Source organism: Streptomyces sp. WMMB303, assembly GCF_029351045.1.
Taxonomy (GTDB): Bacteria; Actinomycetota; Actinomycetes; order Streptomycetales; family Streptomycetaceae; genus Streptomyces.
In genome coordinates this window covers 57,738-74,596 of record NZ_JARKIN010000002.1, presented here as the reverse complement: position 1 = coordinate 74,596, position 16,859 = coordinate 57,738, and the positions used below count along the sequence as shown (strand labels likewise).

General features: G+C 68.8%; 13 protein-coding genes and 3 pseudogenes. 4 read left to right on the top strand and 12 right to left on the bottom strand.

What is annotated here, in order from left to right; all coding sequences use genetic code 11:
• Window positions 1–464 precede the first annotated feature (464 nt).
• The 12 genes and pseudogenes from P2424_RS30220 to P2424_RS30165 form a co-directional block, all read right to left on the bottom strand.
• Window positions 465–869, bottom strand: coding sequence for a hypothetical protein (locus P2424_RS30220; RefSeq protein ID WP_276479231.1), 405 nt, complete (start codon window positions 867–869; stop codon window positions 465–467).
• 812 nt (window positions 870–1,681) lie between these two features.
• Window positions 1,682–1,946: pseudogene (locus P2424_RS30215) on the bottom strand (hypothetical protein).
• 379 nt (window positions 1,947–2,325) lie between these two features.
• The gene (locus tag P2424_RS30210) at window positions 2,326–2,910 is read right to left on the bottom strand and encodes an ATP-binding protein (protein WP_276473731.1); all 585 of its coding nucleotides are present in this window, start codon (window positions 2,908–2,910) and stop codon (window positions 2,326–2,328) included.
• Window positions 2,907–4,598, bottom strand: a complete 1,692-nt coding sequence (locus P2424_RS30205) for a transposase family protein (protein ID WP_276473732.1) — start codon at window positions 4,596–4,598, stop codon at window positions 2,907–2,909. The genes P2424_RS30210 and P2424_RS30205 overlap by 4 nt, the downstream gene beginning before the upstream one ends.
• A gap of 63 nt (window positions 4,599–4,661) precedes the next feature.
• Window positions 4,662–4,889 carry a hypothetical protein gene (locus tag P2424_RS30200; protein ID WP_276473733.1) on the bottom strand — a complete coding sequence of 76 codons (228 nt, stop codon included), beginning with the start codon at window positions 4,887–4,889 and terminating at the stop codon, window positions 4,662–4,664.
• Window positions 4,890–4,945: 56 nt separating this feature from the next.
• Window positions 4,946–5,830 carry an ATP-binding protein gene (locus P2424_RS30195; RefSeq protein WP_276479230.1) on the bottom strand — a complete coding sequence of 295 codons (885 nt, stop codon included), beginning with the start codon at window positions 5,828–5,830 and terminating at the stop codon, window positions 4,946–4,948.
• Between the two features lie 377 nt (window positions 5,831–6,207).
• Window positions 6,208–6,519: a replication initiation protein, RepL2 gene (locus P2424_RS30190; protein WP_276479229.1), complete on the bottom strand. Its 312-nt coding sequence runs from the start codon at window positions 6,517–6,519 to the stop codon at window positions 6,208–6,210.
• Window positions 6,516–6,968 carry a MarR family transcriptional regulator gene (locus tag P2424_RS30185; protein ID WP_075003685.1) on the bottom strand — a complete coding sequence of 151 codons (453 nt, stop codon included), beginning with the start codon at window positions 6,966–6,968 and terminating at the stop codon, window positions 6,516–6,518. Before P2424_RS30185 ends, P2424_RS30190 begins: the two co-directional genes overlap by 4 nt.
• Window positions 6,969–7,701: 733 nt before the next feature.
• The gene (locus P2424_RS30180) at window positions 7,702–10,284 is read right to left on the bottom strand and encodes a DEAD/DEAH box helicase (protein ID WP_276479228.1); all 2,583 of its coding nucleotides are present in this window, start codon (window positions 10,282–10,284) and stop codon (window positions 7,702–7,704) included.
• A 46-nt stretch (window positions 10,285–10,330) separates the two neighbouring features.
• Window positions 10,331–10,921 carry a transcriptional regulator gene (locus P2424_RS30175; protein WP_276479227.1) on the bottom strand — a complete coding sequence of 197 codons (591 nt, stop codon included), beginning with the start codon at window positions 10,919–10,921 and terminating at the stop codon, window positions 10,331–10,333.
• Window positions 10,921–11,916, bottom strand: a pseudogene (locus P2424_RS30170) (transcriptional regulator); the annotation flags it as partial. The pseudogene P2424_RS30170 and the gene P2424_RS30175, both read right to left, overlap by 1 nt.
• Before the next feature lie 411 nt (window positions 11,917–12,327).
• Window positions 12,328–13,194: pseudogene (locus tag P2424_RS30165) on the bottom strand (DnaB-like helicase C-terminal domain-containing protein); the annotation flags it as partial.
• A 559-nt stretch (window positions 13,195–13,753) separates the two neighbouring features.
• On the opposite strand from P2424_RS30165, the gene P2424_RS30160 reads away from it, so the two are divergent.
• The 4 genes from P2424_RS30160 to P2424_RS30145 all read left to right on the top strand — a co-directional run bounded on the left by P2424_RS30160 (window position 13,754) and on the right by P2424_RS30145 (window position 16,851).
• Window positions 13,754–14,134, top strand: coding sequence for an SseB family protein (locus P2424_RS30160; RefSeq protein ID WP_276479226.1), 381 nt, complete (start codon window positions 13,754–13,756; stop codon window positions 14,132–14,134).
• On the top strand, window positions 14,131–14,802 hold the full coding sequence (locus tag P2424_RS30155; RefSeq protein ID WP_276479225.1) for a hypothetical protein: 672 nt from the start codon (window positions 14,131–14,133) through the stop codon (window positions 14,800–14,802). Before P2424_RS30160 ends, P2424_RS30155 begins: the two co-directional genes overlap by 4 nt.
• Window positions 14,802–16,490, top strand: a complete 1,689-nt coding sequence (locus P2424_RS30150) for a putative T7SS-secreted protein (RefSeq protein ID WP_276479224.1) — start codon at window positions 14,802–14,804, stop codon at window positions 16,488–16,490. The genes P2424_RS30155 and P2424_RS30150 overlap by 1 nt, the downstream gene beginning before the upstream one ends.
• Before the next feature lie 64 nt (window positions 16,491–16,554).
• Window positions 16,555–16,851, top strand: coding sequence for a YrhB domain-containing protein (locus tag P2424_RS30145; protein WP_276479223.1), 297 nt, complete (start codon window positions 16,555–16,557; stop codon window positions 16,849–16,851).
• Window positions 16,852–16,859: the final 8 nt, after the last annotated feature.

Sequence of the window (16,859 nt, the reverse complement as noted above, 5' to 3'; positions counted from 1 at the left end):
GGCGCGGTCTGCTCCGCAGACACGACGCGACGCCGCTACGCGGCGTGAACACTGGCCCCCTCCGGGGTCCAGTCGTCCCCTCCGGGGCCGGGGCACCGGCCTCCGGCCGGTGCTACCGGTCTGCTGGCCAGCACAGTCGACCCCTTCCCGGTCTGGCGGCTCGTCACGGGGCCCGAGTTAGTGCGTGCCCCCTCCGGGGTCACGCACGGCTGGCTACGAAGGAGGGGTGTGGTGTTCGCTCGGCTCGCCCTGTATGCATACCAGGGTCGATTTTGGATTCCGGAATCACTCCCCCGCACCCTCCAGGGGCGATTCCCTGACTCCGAATCAAGTATGCACGATGGGGTCGAAATTGGGACCACAGCACACCACCCCGTATCCCAGCACCACACAGCCCGACCCTATAAACGCCACACCAAAACCGCAGAAACGTCATCCAACCGCTGACAAAAAGAAGCGGCCCATCAGTGATAAAGGGTCCCTTTCTGGCGATCAAGACTTGGGAATAGATCCCTGTCTTCCCAATCTTGGGTGAACGCTTCCAGCATTCTCTCGTAGTGGCGGGTGAGCCTGTGGTTTACGTTCGCGAGAGAGTCGCTATGCCGCTTCTTGAGCTCACTCCTCAGCCAGTTCCATCGAAATCGGTGGGCGAAATACTGGACGACCTCTGCGGATCCGGACAACTCGCGCGAATCGAGGGCGTACAGGATGGCGATCTTCACTTCCTCCGACTCATGAACTGATTCCACGCGAGCAGCGAGATCAGCCAAAATGGGATCGGCTGCGAGCGTGGAATGCTTCTGGTCAAGGATCGCGGACACCTCGCGGAATCCATTGACAAGCGCTTCGTAGAGCGCCGATTCAGGCATTGTGGTGCTCTCTATTCCCTCAGGCGGTTGACTCATTGAGCCACATAAATTACCACCGCTCCTTGCGGCACCAGTAACGGCAGATGTGATCCCACGCCGTCCTGGCCAGGGCGGCGCAGCAATGCAGCGGGGGTCACACCGTGAGGCTCGCGCGGATCAGGTTGTGGTCCGAGAGTCCGCCCACCCTCTCGGCTGCGGCGCTGCTGACACCAGCACCGCGCACGACCACATGGTCGATCCACTGTGACGCCGAGCCTGATGTGTGCGGCCGTGTCGGCAGGGAGCCGTACGAAGCTCTCCCCGCTCGTCCAGGGCCAGCAACCGAGCAACAGCGCTTGGCCGGTCCACACCGACCGAGCGCTCCACGGCATCCGCGGAGCCGACGCCCTCCTGCCTACCCACCCGCCTGCCCTCCGACGTCCCTCGCCGTCCGGAAGCAGGCTCTCCAGCCCAACCACCACGCAAGCCAACACGCCGAGCTCGATCACCTCGACGAATGACATCAGCAACATCGACGCCACTTGCTTCAGAAGGGGGTCTACACGCTCAGCGCCTGTCTTCATCGAGATTCGGCGGCAGCCTTCAGCGTCAACTCGGCATCTGATCTTCAGCGCACCGCAGCCGCCAAACAGCACCCCGCCAGACCCCGCGGCCACAAGCCGCACTGAAACCCTCACGCCGAACCACTGAAAACCAAACGCCAAACATCAGCTGGACCGTCAAAAAGGCTGCTGTTTTCTCGTGGTAAGCGACGGGAATCACCCGCTTACCACGGTCACCCCGCACTTACCCCGCCAGTGCGGGCGGTGAATTCAGGGCGAGTCGCCTTCCCAATCCCACAACCGGGGGATCGGCAGGGCGGGGCCCGTACAGCACGCGGCCTCCAGGGCCGAACCGGCCGATCTCGGTGATGAGGGCCGCGCCCTCAGCCAGTTCCTGCGTGTCCCAGCCGGTCACGTCCAGGAGTAGCCCGTCCAACGGCCGGCCCACCAACTCGCGGTAGTCGTGGCCGGGGCGGGCGTAGGGGTGGGGGTCATCGTGCTCACTGCCGTAGACCCGCCGCCGCGGCTCAGTCATGCCCGCCAGGCTCCCACCCGGCACCGACCACGGTGGCCGGCCCCGCCTACACGCACGACACGTCATCGACCAGGCAAACGACACCACCTGCCACTCCCAACGACAGGCCCGGACACAGAAACCACAGGTCAGCCACCCGACGTCCGAGGCCACCTCATGACGCATCCAACGCCAGAACAACGACGCCCATCACCAGGTTCAGCCGAGTCTGCTGAAAGCCCAGCGAAGTACCTCCTGATCAGGTTTGTCCCGCCCGGTTCGTTGGAGGGCTGTGAGGGTGTGGGCTGTGAGTCGGGCCCAGTTGCGGAAGTTGCCGTGTGTTGCGTGGCGATCGGCGTAGGCGATGTCCTCGGGATCGGTCTTGCTCCAGACGGGGTGGTTACAGCGGGATGACCTGTTGGACTTCCGCCACTGTGAGCTTTTTGAGGTGCTGCCAGATGAAGATGCGGGAGGAGAGCATTGGTTCTTTCCGCAGCACGCTGTGCGCGCCCTCGCCTCCGGCGAAAATGATCGCGATCTGCGTATAGGGGTTGTCCCAGGCGAACCGGAAGTACTCGAAGGTTTCCTGATTGAGCCATTGCGCTTCGTCGACGACGAGTGTGCGCGGCTGCGAAGCGAGAGAGTCCAGCAGGAGTCGGTCGAATTCGGACGGGTGGCGCGGGGGGTCTCCTGGCAGGCCGAGCGCGGCGAAGAGTTCGTGCCGTACCGCGCGGGCAGTGGGACGGGCGCGGAAGGTGATCCTGCAGACTTCCTCACCCTGAGCGGCTTGGAGTTCGCGCAGGCAGACATTGGCAGCGAGGGTCTTGCCGACACCGGCCGGACCGTGGAGGCACATCATCGCCCTGGCCTCGATCGTGTCAGCGATGTTCTCCCTGGCAGCCAGCAGGGCGCGGGTGGTCACGACCGCAGCGTCGGGGAGCTGTGTGTAGTGGTCGGTCTCCCGTGGGGGCAGCTGGCTGGTCATCGCTCCTCTTCCCTGCTGAGTTTGGCGTTGTGTGTGGGGTGCAGGCCGGGTGGGGTGTTCCAGTCCTGGGGTGGTGGTGCGGGCGGGATGAGGTCGGGGAGGGCGAGAGCGGCCATGTCACCGTGGGCTGCTGTTTCGAGTTCTTGGTCGGCTTCAGCTGCAGTCACGGCGCCCAGGCGCTGCGGTGGTGTGGGGGTGGTGGCGGGGGCGAAGCGCTGCCGGCGCAGGGCTTGTGCCTTCTTGGTCTCCTCGCGCAGGCGTCGGGCCCGCGCTGTGCGGGCGCGCCGCAGAGCGTCGAGCTGTTCGGGGGTGGCGGCATCGGCGAGATGGGCGGAGCCGAGGTGGTTGCCGGCGGGGTCGAAGATCTCGATCTCGTGATCGTGGTGGGGCATGTAGCGGATGCGGACGCTGCGTCCAGCCTGCCCGGCCATCCACGCGCCGATGTAGTCACGGCCCCTCCAGCGCACCCCGTGACTGGTCAGCTTCCGCGTCCGACCGTCATCCTCCAGCATCAGCCCCCACAGGGCGGCTTCGGGGAGATCGGAGAGGGGCGTGGGATCGCTCTGCCAAGCTTCGATGGGGGTCTGGCCGACCAGGGCGTCGGGCCGGTGCTCGGTGTTCCACCACGTCGTCCAGGCCAGGACCTCGGCGGTGAGCTCGGTGAAAGACAGGGGAAGGGGCTCATCGGGGTCGGCAGGCTTCTTCCTGCCGTGCCGGGGTGCAGGGATGGTGGTGTGGCCGGGCAGGGCGGCGAAGAGCATGCGGTCGGCCGAGCGGTTGAGGTTTTCCACCGTGCCTTTCAGGTGCGGGCTGTAGGCGGGCAGGTCATCGACCCTGGCGCCGAGGGTGCCGAATACGCCCAGGACCGTCCGGGAGAGGAAGTCCTTGCCCCTGTCGATACGCACCGCTTCGGGAACGCCGCCCGCCGGGCCGTACGGGCCGCTGCGCAGGATCGCGGCGCGCAGCGCGGCCAGGATCGAGGCACGGGAAGGCTGACCGGGTGTGACAGCGGTACCGGTGATGGTCTTGGTCGCGACATCGATGAACCACGTCACCCACGGCCGTACAAGCTCCCCGCCGGCATCCACCAGGAGCGGCGCCTGGACGTGGTCGGCCTCCCAGGTGTGGTTGCGCCACAGCCGGGGCCGCTTGCCGAACACGTCATGGGCGCGGGCCGCCTCCGGGCCGCGGGCCAGGCCGGCGCGTTCACCGGCGGTCAGGTCGCGGCGCACCGCACGGAGGAACGTCGAGAGCGACGGCACCGGATCCAGCACCGGTACCGCCTGGTCTGGTGCCCCTCCCGGAACAGCGGGGGCAGGCTCTCCTGCTGCTTCCCGGGCGCGGGCTGCCAATTGCCGGTGGACCGCAGACGCGTTCCCCTTCCAGTACGCCAGCAGCACCCGGACTTCGGGCATGACCTCGAACCGGTCGCCCGTTCTGCGGCCCGGCCGGGCCGCTGTGCCGGGGTCGGCTTCGGCTTGTGCGAGCCACCGCCACACCGTCCGCTCCGAGACCCCCAGACACTCCCCCGCCAGCCGCACATGCCCCCGGGAGAGTCGGCCCTGCCCCCGCAGCCGGAGCAGCTGCTGCACAGCGGGGCCACGCAGCGTGGTCAGTCCGGGGCCCTCCAGCACCGGTGCGGGCACATGCAGCGGCGTGGGAGCTTTTACTTGGGGTGCGCTGCTCATGGGACGGGCTCCTGTTGTCCTGTGCTCATCGTCTTCCTCCCTCCCATTCCGTGCCGCTGGCCGTCACAAATAGGGGCCCAGTCGTGCGCAGGCCTGCTCGAGCAAGGAACGGTCCGCCCCTGGATGCTGGCTGCGTTTGGTGAGGGCGTAGAGGTGAGAGGTGATCTTCGCCCAGGTACGGAAATTGCCCCGCGCCACCGTGGCATCAGCCCACTCCACGTCCGCCGGCTGGGTGCCTTCCCACACGTCATGGAACAGAGTCAGTGTCTTGGTGAGCTGGTCCGGCTCCATGCCGGTCACCTGGTGCCAGGTCAACACTCTGGAACGCAGCGCTGGCGCCCGCGCGATCACACGCTCCGCGCCCGCCCCGCACAGCAGCAACGCGGCGGCCGTTCCCGGCTCGTCCCACAGCAGCCGCAGATACAGTAGTCCAGCAACGGCGGAGACAACCGCTGCGCGTCATCGAGGAAGACCACACCTGGCTGCCGCAGCGTCTCTGTCAGGGCACGGTCGGCCGCTTGGGCGCGGTGGGCCAGAGAAGCCGCGGAAAGTCCGCATGCCTCCAGTAGGGAGGCGCGCATCTGGGGCATGCCCGGCTTCACCCCGACCACCGCCCGCCAGACCGGTATCCGTGAGGGCAGCAGATGCAGCGCTTGCTGCACCGCCACCGTCTTGCCCACCCCCGGCTCCCCGAACACACACCCGATCCCCCGCGCCGCCGCCGTATGCCCGACCGCCTCCACCACCTGGGCCACCGCGCCAGTCGAGACCACGCGCGCCCCGGGCACGAACAGCCGCACCCCGCCACGCGAAGCGGGGTGAGTGCTGTTCTCGTCCGGGACGGCCGCAGCAGGCTGCGGTGGTTCGGCGTCGACCACCGGCACACCCTCTCCCGGACGCTGCAGCTTCAGCTCGGCCAGGACCCGGTCATACCGCTCGGGCTCCACCCGGGCCCGCGAGGCCACGGCCGACTCAAGCGGGCGGCCCGCGCGCAGATCCCGCCTCACCGTGCGGTGCAACGTACCCAGCGACGGCACACCCTGAAGCGAGTCATCTTTTGTCATCAGCCGGTGCAGGGCTGCGACGTTCCCGCCCAGCTGGGCCAGCCGGTTCCACTGCTGGTCATCCAGCGTGAACCCGCCCGGCCGCGCCACCGGATCCAGCCGGCCCGCCCGCGCCTCGGACAACCACCGCCACACCGACCGCGGCGTCACGCCCGCGGCCTCGGCCATCACCCGCACATGCAACGACGAAACCGACCCGGGGCCTTGGTCCACTTCCAGTAACCGACGGACCACCACACCCCCGGACGGTCTTCACCGTCTGACGGTGGCCCGAGCCGCCTGCCGGCGAGTATCACCGGGAGCCCCGAGGTCCCACCCCGCACGTCCATCCGCCCCCGCTGCACGTGCGGGAAGCGCCCGCCTGGTACTCGTCGCGCAGTTCGGCATACGGGCGCGACCCGGTGTCGCGGTCACCGGCCGGGGACAGCCCAGGGATGGAGGCTGTCAGCGGCTCGGGAGCGCCGGATTGCCGTGACGGACATGAGGACGTCCCATGGATCGTTACTCATGGACGTGACGTTCATGAGCAACGCCTGTGGGATCCCTCAGGTGGCGCGTCGCATCTCCACGACGACGTTCTCTCCCATCGCCTCGGGCTTGAGACGGTAGTACCGGATGTGAGCCAGCCGCTCGGATTCCTCGAGCCAGCCGGCGTCGATGACCTGACGCCGGGTGCGGGAGAAGACCGTCGGGGACAGCCCGGCGAGCTTGGCCAGCTCGGCGGCGGTCTCGACCACCGTGCCGGCCCTGTCGGTGGGGTGCACGGCGTAGAGCATGACGACGAGCCGCTGGTTGGCCGTCATACCTGCGGTCTTCTGCAGGAGGCGCAGAGTCCTGTGCTTGTCCTCGTCGTTCACTGAGCCTCCCACCGGGCTGGGGTCGTGGCGTCGAAGCCGGGGATGTCGGGCGGGTTGCACGTCTTGACCGCTTCGCGTTGTTCCACGCCGGTGCCGTGGAACGAGATGTAGGGACTGATCCGATAGAAGTTGTAGTTGCCGATTCTGCCTCGTACGACGATGACGCGATGCCGGGCCAGCTTCCGGTTGATCTTGCCGACGGCGTCGGAGGACATCCCTACCCGTCGGGCGATGTCGGCACCTGTGGCCCGCAGAGGTGCCATTCCCTCGGGTGACACACCGATCCACCACAGGACGAGGAACTTCTGGCTCGGGGTGAATGCCCTGCTCTCGGTGATGGCCTCGACCCGTGCCTTGTCGACCTGCGTGTGTTTGCCGGAGAACGCGTACGGCGCATAGGGGATGGTCTCGCCGGTTTCGGCATCGACCAGCCTGCGTACTGCTCCCACTGGGGGCCTCCGTCTGTCGGCACGTGCGTGCAGGGCGGCTCAGAGGCCGACCTGATGAACGTAACGTACATGAACGAGGAGTCGATCTGGTCGGTCTGCAGGACGTGTCACTCAACTTCTCGTCCTGTCCCAGCCGGTGGCTACCAGTAATATTGTCGGCCCGATAGATGAACGTGAAGTTCATCTACAACGATCCCTCAGACGCCATGTGCGGTTCAGGGAACTGCCTGCCAGATCGGCCAGCATGCTTCGATTCGGGAAAATGCATGGTCAGGCAACTTGTGGAGGGTGCGCGCTCTCTTACTTCACTGACCCTGGTCGGCCATGGGCGACAGCACCCTGTGCTGCAGGCGTCGGCGAACTGCGGAGCAGGCTGCACCCAGCGTGCAGCTCAGCAACCGGGGACCGGCAGTCCCGGACCGACCAGTTCGTCCTCACACGGTGCTCCCCCATCACCCGCACCACCGAAAGCACGCCACGACGAAAGCCGCACTCGCCCGGGCTGGCGCGCGTATGCCCCGGCAACCACTCCCCGGCCTCAGGCCGTTGTCTGTTCCTGCCCCGTGACCAGCGGCAGCCGCCGACGGTGCTCACGGGTTCCGGCGGGGCACCGCAAGCCCGCCAGGGCTGAGGAGCAGCCGCCCCCGCGCGTGCGCACCCCCACCGGCGGGCAGGTGCAGGAGAGTCTGGCGGCGGGCTGCCGCCGTGGAGTCGTCCCCCAGAGGGCTCCCCGTCAGGTGAGCAGGCCGGTCTCGTGGGCTTGGCGAACCTGGTCGGGAGTGAGCTTGTGTTGTTTGTGGCGGCTGCGGGTGTTGCTGCGGAAGACACCCAGCCGGATGCGATGCCGACGGCCCTGAGTGTCGGTGACGCCTTCGATGTGAGGACGCGGCACCCGCAGATGCCCCTCACGGGCTTTGAACTGGCGGGCGGCAGCCAGATTGATCTCCCACCTCGATGCCGCGGCCGGTACAGCTGGCCCGGAGGGTTGCCCACCGACCGCGGGCTGGATTCCCAGTGCGGCCAGGCGCTTCTGCTGACGTTGTCGGAGGTTGTGCCAGGCTGCGGATTGCTCGGCGAGCCAGGCACCGATGTCGTCGCCGCCGACACTCACGCCGGGCCGGAGCTCAGCCAGGGTGGCGCCCTGGGAGAGGAGCCAGCAGGCTTTGGCGTAGTGTCGCTGCCAGGTCAGAGGCCAGTCGGGGTTCCAGTCCGGGTCGATGGCCTCCAGCCGCTCACGGCGGCTCTTCGCCCGTTCGGGCATCTTGCCCAGTCCTCCGGGCTTGCGGGCCTGGTGCAGCCGCTCCCCCACGGCGACACCCGCCAGGACGGCATCCCGCGGGGCGGCGAGGGTGTGGTGTTCGGCCTGGTAGAGGGCGCATACGTCCAGGAACTCGGTGAACGCCCGGTCGCGGGGGTCGAAGACGAATCCCGTCTCGGCCAGCAGTTCGGTGCGCCAGTCGGCCAGTTCACCCGCCCGCCATGCGCGACGCTGCTCGGCTGCCCATTGGCCGACCGGATACTCGACGTGGAGCACACCGAGGGGGACACCGGCGGTGTAGGGGATGTTCGCGTGGCCGTGTTCGGCCACGAAGGCGCGGACGGCCTCCAGTCCGGTCAGCCAGGCAGTGGACTCCGGCCGCAGGACGCGGGTGCGGACCAGCCGGGCGATCTGTTCGGCGTCGTGGCCGCGACGGGAGAAGTGCAGCAGCGCCGGCTCGGTCCGCCGGCTCCCGTCAGACTCCGTCTCCTCCCTGACGTGGTCCGGGACGATCGTCCCGGAGCTCTCGGCGGATGTGCCGGCCTGCTGAAGGGGGTCCCAGGCCGGGTCGTCGGCCAGAACGTGCTCCGGGGAGCCGCTGGGACCGGCAGGGCGCAGCGCCAGGTGCTCGACGATGCGCGGGTCGAAGGCGCGCAGCGCCCGCAGGATCTTGACCAGGGGGTCGAATGCGGCAGTCGCAGCCATGTCGCGGCCCTCGTCCTCAGCGGTCAGGAGCACGGGGACGACCAGGCGGGCCACTTTGCCCTCATGCGGCCGCCGGCGGAGGGCTCGGCCGACGGCCTGCACGATGTCGACGGGACTGCTGCGCACGTCGGCGAAGAGGACGCCGTCGAGGCCGCAGCGACCGGTGATGTCGGTGCCCTCGCCCAGCAGGCGGCAGGTGGACAGGACTCGGAATTCGGTTTTGCGACCGTGGGCGTCCACTCCGTCGGCGAACTGGTCCAGGGTCGCGCGCTGGTGCGCGGCCGGGTGGAGACCGCACAGCCATTCACCCCACACCTGGCCCGGGAACCGGGCGGTGGCGCGCAGTGCGTCGGCGGCGTCCGGGAGGCCGCGGGCGAAGGAGAGGGCTTCCTGGGTGCGGGAATGGAAGCTCAGCAGGCTGACGACGCCCGAGGTTTCCATGTGCGCGAGCGTGGCGGCACGGATGGCGCCCAGTCGCGCACCACGGCGCTCCTCCAGCGCGGCATCGTCGTGGGGTGGTGTGGGGTCGTGGACCTCGAGAACGTCGACTTCGAAGGAGGCCAGGACGCCTTCCTCGACGGCCTGGCCGAGAGGGTAAGTGAAGGCGGGCTCGCCGAAGACGGTTGCGTCGTCCATGGAGGCGACCAGCACCTCGCCGCCACGGGTGTCCGCCTGGTAGATGCGGGGGGTGGCGGTCATGTACAGGCGCCGGTCGGCCGGGACCCGGGTGTTGTCGTGGATGATCGCCCACGGCTTCGAGGCGAGTCCGGCGGTGCGGTGCGCTTCGTCCACGACGGCGAGGCCGAATCCGTCGAGCTGCTGCCCGAATGCGCCGGCCAGCGCCCGTTCCAGGACGCCGGCGACCGCGCGTTCCTCTGCTCGTTCCCCGCCCTCACCTCTTTCTGCTTCCTCGGCGTCGTGGCGGCCTGGGTTGCCGACGAGGGAGGCGTAGGTGGCGAAAACGGTAACGGGCCCGGTGCCGGCCCACAGGGCGAGCCGGAGGGGGTTCGTGGTGCAGCGCACGTCCAGCTCGTCGGCGAGGTAGGCGCGCATCTGCGGGTCGCGGTCCAGGGAGCAGACCGCCACTGCCTGGCCGCGCATGCCGTACTGGCGCCACCGTTCCACCGTCTGCGTCAGCAGATTCAGCGTGGGCACCAGCACCAGCACCCGCCCCCGGGGCTCCAGGCGGCGCGCGGCCTCGTAGGCGATCAGGGTCTTCCCCGAGCCCGGGGCGGCGATCACCTGCGTGCGCAGGCCCTCGGGAGGGATACCACCGACCGGGGTCTCCAACGCGAGGACCGTCGCATCGACGGCTTCCCGCTGCCGGCGCCGCAGCTCCGTCGGTCCGTCCATCGTGCGCTCCTCCATGCCCGGTTCCCTCCCTCCCGTGGTGCGTCGCTCAGGCGGAGAAGCCGACGGAGGTGGCGTACTCGTACTGGCCCCACTGCGAGCCGAGGTCGGTGAGCTGGCCGTCCCATGCGTCACCGAGCGCCTCGGCGTCCCCGGCTGCCCAGGCGTCCACGATCCGGTCCCAGGTGCGGATGCGCAGCCTCCTGAACCCGGCCACGTCGGTGGGGATGACCCGCTTGCGGGGGTCGGCGACGGCGCTCTGGTCGAGGGGCTGGATCTCCACGCGGGTGCCGCCGCGGGCGTTGAGCCGCTGGAGGAGGTGGCGGGCCACGTTGCGGCGCCGGTAGGCGCGGTAGGCGGCCTCGATCCGGGAGAGGTTGTCGCGGCTGGGAGTCTGCTTGTGCTGGATCCAGCGGCGCAGGGTGCCCCTGGCGACGGTGATGCCCGCCTCCCGCATCGCCTGGTAGCCGGCCGGGGAGTTGGTGAGGTAGTTCAACCGGGCGTGCAGGCCGCGGCGGGTGGTCACCGGCGAGCGGATGCCACCCTCCAGGGCCAGCCGGTCGAGCACTTCGCCCGCGAGATCGGCGCTCCTGCGGCCCTGGGCCCCGTAGAGGCCGAAGTTGAGGGTCCTGTCCGGCATTACACGGCCTCCCGCTCGCGATAGCTGCCCTCGGCCACCTTCTCAAGACGGTAGACCTGCTTGGGCTTGACCGCGGTGACCTCGCGCCCTTCGGGGAACAGCGGCGATTCCCGGCCCACCGCCCGGGCGCCACGCCAGTCGCCGGCCAGGTGGAGTTCGTCGGTGCCCATCATCCGCACCACGGTGAGCCCGGCCTGATGGGCCTGCCATGCCTTGTGCCACAGGTTCGCGAACGCCTGGCTGCGGATGAGGTGCATCCAGTCGGTCCGGTACAGGTCCCGGTTGTAGTTGGACTCCCCCATCGTCGAGACCAGCTTGGAGTACATCGCCTTGACGTACTCGTAGGCCGCCTCGCCCTCGGCCGACTGCGCGGCGAGGGCGTTGGTGCGGGCCTGGACCAGCGCTCGGCGCAGGGACTCCAGGAGTTGCTCGGTGGAGCCCGACGTCCACGACTCGTGGATCAGTGGACGGGCGCACAACCCGTGCTTGGGGCCGGAGAGGCGCAGCAGCAGTCGGAGGGTGGATTCGGTGATCCAGATCCGGCCGGGTTCCTCCCGGTCGCCGATCGGGTTGGGCAGGTGCGGGTGCTCCCACTCGGGCGGAGTCACCAGGTGGACACCCGAGCGCTTGGAGTCGTGGGCGGGGCCGCCCTCGTCGGGGCCGAGATGGTGTTCGAGCTGCCCGATGGGGAGGTGGGCTTTCAACGCGCTGAGGTAGGCGCCGTTGATGTCCAGCGCGGTCACCACTTGGTCGCCGAGCTGATCGAGGACCTCGGGCGGGGCGGTCCAGCGGGGGCGGGCCTCCCAGATGGCGTCGGCCTCCTGGCGAGCACGTTTGTGCAGGATCTCGGGCAGGTCGGGGTAGTTGCGGAAGTCGTACCGTCCTCCGGCGCGGCTCTGCTCCAGCAGATCCATCACGTCCGGGATCGCGGTCTTCTGCAACTGCGCGACCGCCTCGGTCACCTCTCCCCCGGCCTTCGTGAGCACGGCCCGGACCCTGCCCTCGATCCGCTCGACCAGTTCGGCCACCGTGCCGCTGGACTTCGCCACCGTCGACGTCCTGCTGCCCGCGGTCGGGGACGGGCTGTTGTCGGCCCGGCGAGGGGGTCCGGCCGCCGGGCGGCGCGCCGGAGGCGGGACGGCCGCCTCCCTGGCAGCGGCGCCTGCCGCAGGGGCCGCCGTGCGAGAGGCGACCGGCGCCTGCGGCGCGGGAGCCGGGGCGTGATCGAGCAGGCGCAGGTGGGTCATGTCCAGCGCCACCTCGACCGCCGAGAGCGTGCCCAGATCGCGGGCCGTGACCGTGATCCGGGCCGTCGGGCCGTCGCCCGGGCGCGTGAGGTGGAGGACGCGGTCCGCTACCAGCTGCTCCACCAGGGGGGTGTCGTCGGTGTCCAGCAGGGCCACCACGGCCAGCTGCCGGTCGGCGGCCAGGCGTGCCAGGGTTTTCACCGCGGCCGGCAGGGTGCGGCCCGAGAGCGGGGTGTTGTCCACGCGGGTGCGCTGAAGGCGGTCGACCACCACCAGCCCCAAACCTTCGATCCGGGACGCCTCCTCGGCGATCGTCTGCGCGGTCGGCTCGGGCCGGGTGAACGACAACGGGGCGCTCCGCAACCGCCCCTCCGCGCCGGCCACCGCCTGCCGCTGTTCCGGAGTGAGAGCGCCCGCGGCGAACTGCGCGTAGGGCACGGAGGCTTCGGCCGAGATGAGACGACGGGCGGCGACCTGGAGCGGCACGCCGGAGAGGGCGTAGAGCACCGGCACGGGCTGCTCGGGGTCGAAGGCGGCCGTGCGTGCCGCCTGGAGCGGCAGGAGGCTGCCGCCCGCGTTCGGCGGTGCGGCGATCAGGGTGAGGCTCCCCCGTGCCAGGCCGCCCGCGACCCGGTCCAGTGCCGGGACGCCGGTGGAGAGGCCGGCCGTCTCCGGGCCGGCTTCCAGCAGGACGTCCAGGAGGTCACCGAGCCCGGTCACACCCCCCGTGGAGTCGGGCTTGTGGTGCCCGGTGGGAGGCGCGGTGCACCGGGAGGCCGTGGCGGTCGGCTGTCCGCCCACCGTCAGCACCTGCACCCCGTCCTGGGCGGCAGCGACCAGGTTGCCCAGCTCCTGCCGCGCTTTCGAACTCGACCACCTCGGACCGGACGGGTCCTGCCTCTCCGGAGGGCGCAGCACAGCGGCCTGCCCGCTCTTGGAGTTGACCAGCACGACCTCCTCGCCCTGCTGGAGGCGCTCGACCACCTCGCTCCACTGCTCGCGCGCCTGCGAGAGCGTCGCATCCATCAAAGCCTCCTCGCTCAGGGCGCCATCCTATCGTGGTAGATACTTCGTAGGTGCACGCATGAGACATTATGATCCGGTCGACTTCTCGGCTCGGGGGCGGTGAACCAACAGAGCGCGTGCGTGGCCACGTTGCCCTGGCGCGATCGTCTTGAGTTCCATAGATACGGGCTCCTGTCCACGTGGACACATGACACTGCTCGCCAGGACCACTCGGACGGGCGTTCGAGGAATTGAGCATCCGTTCGTGTTCCAGCAGATGAGGCCCTGCACGGCCGCAACTGTCGGCTTCGCGGGGCTGATGCGAGGCTTCCCGATCACACCCCCCGAAAAGATCCGTCAGCTGGATTGTGAGGACGAGCCTGGTGATGTCACAGGGCTGCGCGCGCTTTGTCACGGGGCTGCTCCCTGTAGAGGCCTGAGCAGGGAAATTGTTGTCTCCCCTGCGCGGCGGGTGTCAGGATGCAAGCGTCCGTCGAGAGGCTCGGAGGTTCAGGAGAGGCGCATGGTGCGACTGGCGGACTTGGTGGCTTCCGAGCAACGGGCTGCCGAGGCATCCACAATGTCTCGTCGACGTTTCCAGGACTTCCTCGCTGAGTTCCGAGCGGCCGTGGTGCTGGTGCCCTTCGACGACAACGGAGGGCTGTTCTCGATTCGGCTGGGCGGAATCCGCTGGATCATGGCCTTCTCCGACGAGGGGACCCTGTCCGGCTTTCTCCTGATGCAGCAGCTGCACGGGGAGCGCGGCTATCGGGCTGTTCTCGGCGCGCGGCTGCTGGACAACATCGCACCCGCCGTACCCGGCCCGTGCGGCGTCGCGCTGGATGCCGGGAGCGAGGAGGGCTCACTGCTGCCACCGGTGTCGGGTGTCGTACCGGAGCAGGCGACGGTCGAGCAGCGCCTCCGCGCAGAGGGGAACGAATCTCGAGGGATGAGGGCATGAGCGGCAAGGAACCGGAACTGGCGGCGCCGAAGCCTGCGCTCGATCTCATCACCAAGGGGATCAACGACGCCCTCGGCGAGTTGGAGGAACTCGGCATGGTCGGGGAGGCCGGGGTGGGCAGGGGCTTCTCCGAGGTCGCGCTGAACGGTGTCCAGTTGGGACACGGCGGACTGACCTCGGCTTTCGGCGACTTCTGCGACCGTTGGGAATGGGGCGTACGCGCCCTGGTACAGGAAGGGAACGACTTCGCCGAGAACGTCGGCCTCTCCGCGGGGACGCTGCACCAACAGGACCAGTACGTCCAGGGCGCCCTCAAGATCGCCGTGAACGCCGGGATGGGCAATCCCTACGCCACCGAGGAAGAGATCACCGGCAAGGACTGGGGTGCGGTGCTGTCCAACAACGCCTACACACAGATCCGCGACGCCGACTACAGCTCCGAGTCTTTCCAGAAGGCGCACGAGACAAGCGTCCAGGCGTGGAAGACCGCGGCCTGGGACGCCAGCACTGCGACTGCCTCGCCCGCGACGGAGATCGTTAATGCGGCGGGGCTGCGGGACGACGTGAACGACAAACTGCGGGAGACGATCGGCCCCCCGCCCGGGGAGCAAGCTCTTCAGCAGCAGTCGGCCGGGCCGGACAAGCCATCATCGGCAGGCTCGGACTGATGGGGATCACCGACACCTTCAGCGACATCGTCGATGGTGGGAAGTCCCTCGCCAACGACGGTCTCGGCGCCCTCGAGGACGGGTGGGAGAAGGGGAAGCGCGGCCTCGGCGAGGTCGTCGACTGGGGGACGAATCACACCGGGCGCGCCTTGGACGCTGTCGGCGCGGAGGGCGCGGCCGACACGGTCGAAGACTGGGGCGATGACACGGCCGCCTCGCTGGGCGCGACGGTCGATGAGCAGCAACTCGGGCAGACAGAGGAGCCGAACGAGCTGGTACACGGCTCACCTTCCGACATCCGGTCCTCGGCGAAGCATCTGCGGGACTTCCAGAAGGCGTTCGAGCTTGTCGGCAAGGGCATGCGCAAGCTGGACTCCTCTCACTGGAAGGGGGAGGCCGCCAAGGCGTTCCGGGAGAGCTTCCCCATGCACCCGGTGAAATGGATGCGCGCGAGCGACGCCTGCGAGAAGGCCGCAGCTGCCCTGGAATCGTTCGCAGACACCGTCGGCTGGGCGCAGCGTGAGGCCAAGCGCGCAGTATCGGAGTACAAGAAGGGGGAGGCGGCGTCGAAGAAGGCCCGGAACGAGGATCCGCCGCCCGACAAGGACCCGGGGGACACCCACCGGGAGACGGCTGAGGAGATCCTGGGAGAGGCGCGTCACCAGCGCAACGAGGCGGCCCGCGTCGCAGCGAAGTCGGTGCGCGGCGCACTCGCCCATGCGCCGAAGGAGCCGCCTCCACTGAGCAGAGCCACCGCCACCTATCTGGACGGTATGCAGGCGGGGGCCATCGAACTCACCCATGTCGCGGGTGGGGTCATCAAAGGCGGCGCCGGCCTCGTCAATTTCGCCCGCGGTCTCAACCCGCTGGACGTGTACAACCTGACGCATCCGGCGGCCTACGCCCAGAACGTGAACACAACCCTCGCCGGTCTGGTCTCCACGGCCGCTCACCCGGAGCGTATTCCACAGGCGCTGGTGGAGAGCTTCAAGAAGGACCCCAGTGAGGGGGTGGGGCGTCTCATCCCGGAACTGCTCGGTACCAAGGGGCTCGGCGCCGCTCGCACCGGAGTGCGAGTCGCCGCCAAGGAAGGAGCAGCAGCTGCTCGCTACGGAGCTCCCGCGGGCGCTGAGGGCGCCGAGACTGCCGCGCGTGCCGGAGCCAGGGAAGCTCCCGGGGCGGGCCGGGACTGGAGCGACCTGGCGCAGTCCACGGAACGGGTCCAAGAGAGGGCCCTTCACTACGATTCGGTGGATCCGACCAGGGCTCAGGACTTCCTGGACGACCAATTCCCGTGGATGCGGGACCTGAACAACCGGTGGGAGCCCGGCTACACCCACAACTGCCCCAACAACGTGGTCACGGTCGACCGACGGCTGGACGGCGACGAGGTGTCCGCAGCTCCCCTGCACGGAGGGGGCGATATGCCCAACTCCGCATTGCGCAGCGGGCACCCGGACGGCTTCAAGTACTACATGAACAGCTACGACGACATCATCCGGGACATAGAACAGCGCGGACCCGACGCACGCGGTGCCGTGAGCATCCGCCGCGATGACGGCACCGGCCACTTGTTCAATGTCATCAACACGCCGCATGGTGTGACGTTCCTCGACGGCCAGACCGGGACACTCGCCAGACTCGAACAGGACGTGATACGCATCGGATACATGCCCTACAGAAGTTGACGCGGTTCCTGACCGTGGCCCCCTCTTCAATCGCCACCCCGTTCGCCCCACCCGGAAGCACGTGATGATCTCCCACGACGCCGCTCTCGAGGCTGCTCGCGCCTTTCTCCGCACTTCGCCGTACGAGGACCGGTTCACCCTGGTCCTGCAACCGGAACTGTCGCGCGAGTACGAAAGGGCCTGGGCGATTCGGTTCGACTCCCAGGAGCATCTGGAGACGGGGGACGAGACGCAGGCTCCGTTCGTCCGTGTCGTCGTCGTGCCCAAGGACGGGGCCGCACCCCACCTGCCGCCGACACACCTGCCAGTGGCCGAGTACGTCCGGAATCTCGATCCCGCTCAGCCACCGACAGGCGCCTGAGCGGCGGG

Bases quoted from the DNA above. Each gene is read 5' to 3' on its own strand.
- P2424_RS30220 (WP_276479231.1), bottom strand. From the start codon at position 869: ATGCCTGAATCGGCGCTCTACGAAGCGCTTGTCAATGGATTCCGCGAG.
- P2424_RS30210 (WP_276473731.1), bottom strand. From the start codon at position 2,910: ATGACCAGCCAGCTGCCCCCACGGGAGACCGACCACTACACACAGCTC.
- P2424_RS30205 (WP_276473732.1), bottom strand. From the start codon at position 4,598: ATGAGCAGCGCACCCCAAGTAAAAGCTCCCACGCCGCTGCATGTGCCC.
- P2424_RS30200 (WP_276473733.1), bottom strand. From the start codon at position 4,889: ATGGAGCCGGACCAGCTCACCAAGACACTGACTCTGTTCCATGACGTG.
- P2424_RS30195 (WP_276479230.1), bottom strand. From the start codon at position 5,830: ATGGCCGAGGCCGCGGGCGTGACGCCGCGGTCGGTGTGGCGGTGGTTG.
- P2424_RS30180 (WP_276479228.1), bottom strand. From the start codon at position 10,284: ATGGACGGACCGACGGAGCTGCGGCGCCGGCAGCGGGAAGCCGTCGAT.
- P2424_RS30175 (WP_276479227.1), bottom strand. From the start codon at position 10,921: ATGCCGGACAGGACCCTCAACTTCGGCCTCTACGGGGCCCAGGGCCGC.
- P2424_RS30160 (WP_276479226.1), top strand. From the start codon at position 13,754: ATGTCTCGTCGACGTTTCCAGGACTTCCTCGCTGAGTTCCGAGCGGCC.
- P2424_RS30155 (WP_276479225.1), top strand. From the start codon at position 14,131: ATGAGCGGCAAGGAACCGGAACTGGCGGCGCCGAAGCCTGCGCTCGAT.
- P2424_RS30150 (WP_276479224.1), top strand. From the start codon at position 14,802: ATGGGGATCACCGACACCTTCAGCGACATCGTCGATGGTGGGAAGTCC.
- P2424_RS30145 (WP_276479223.1), top strand. From the start codon at position 16,555: ATGATCTCCCACGACGCCGCTCTCGAGGCTGCTCGCGCCTTTCTCCGC.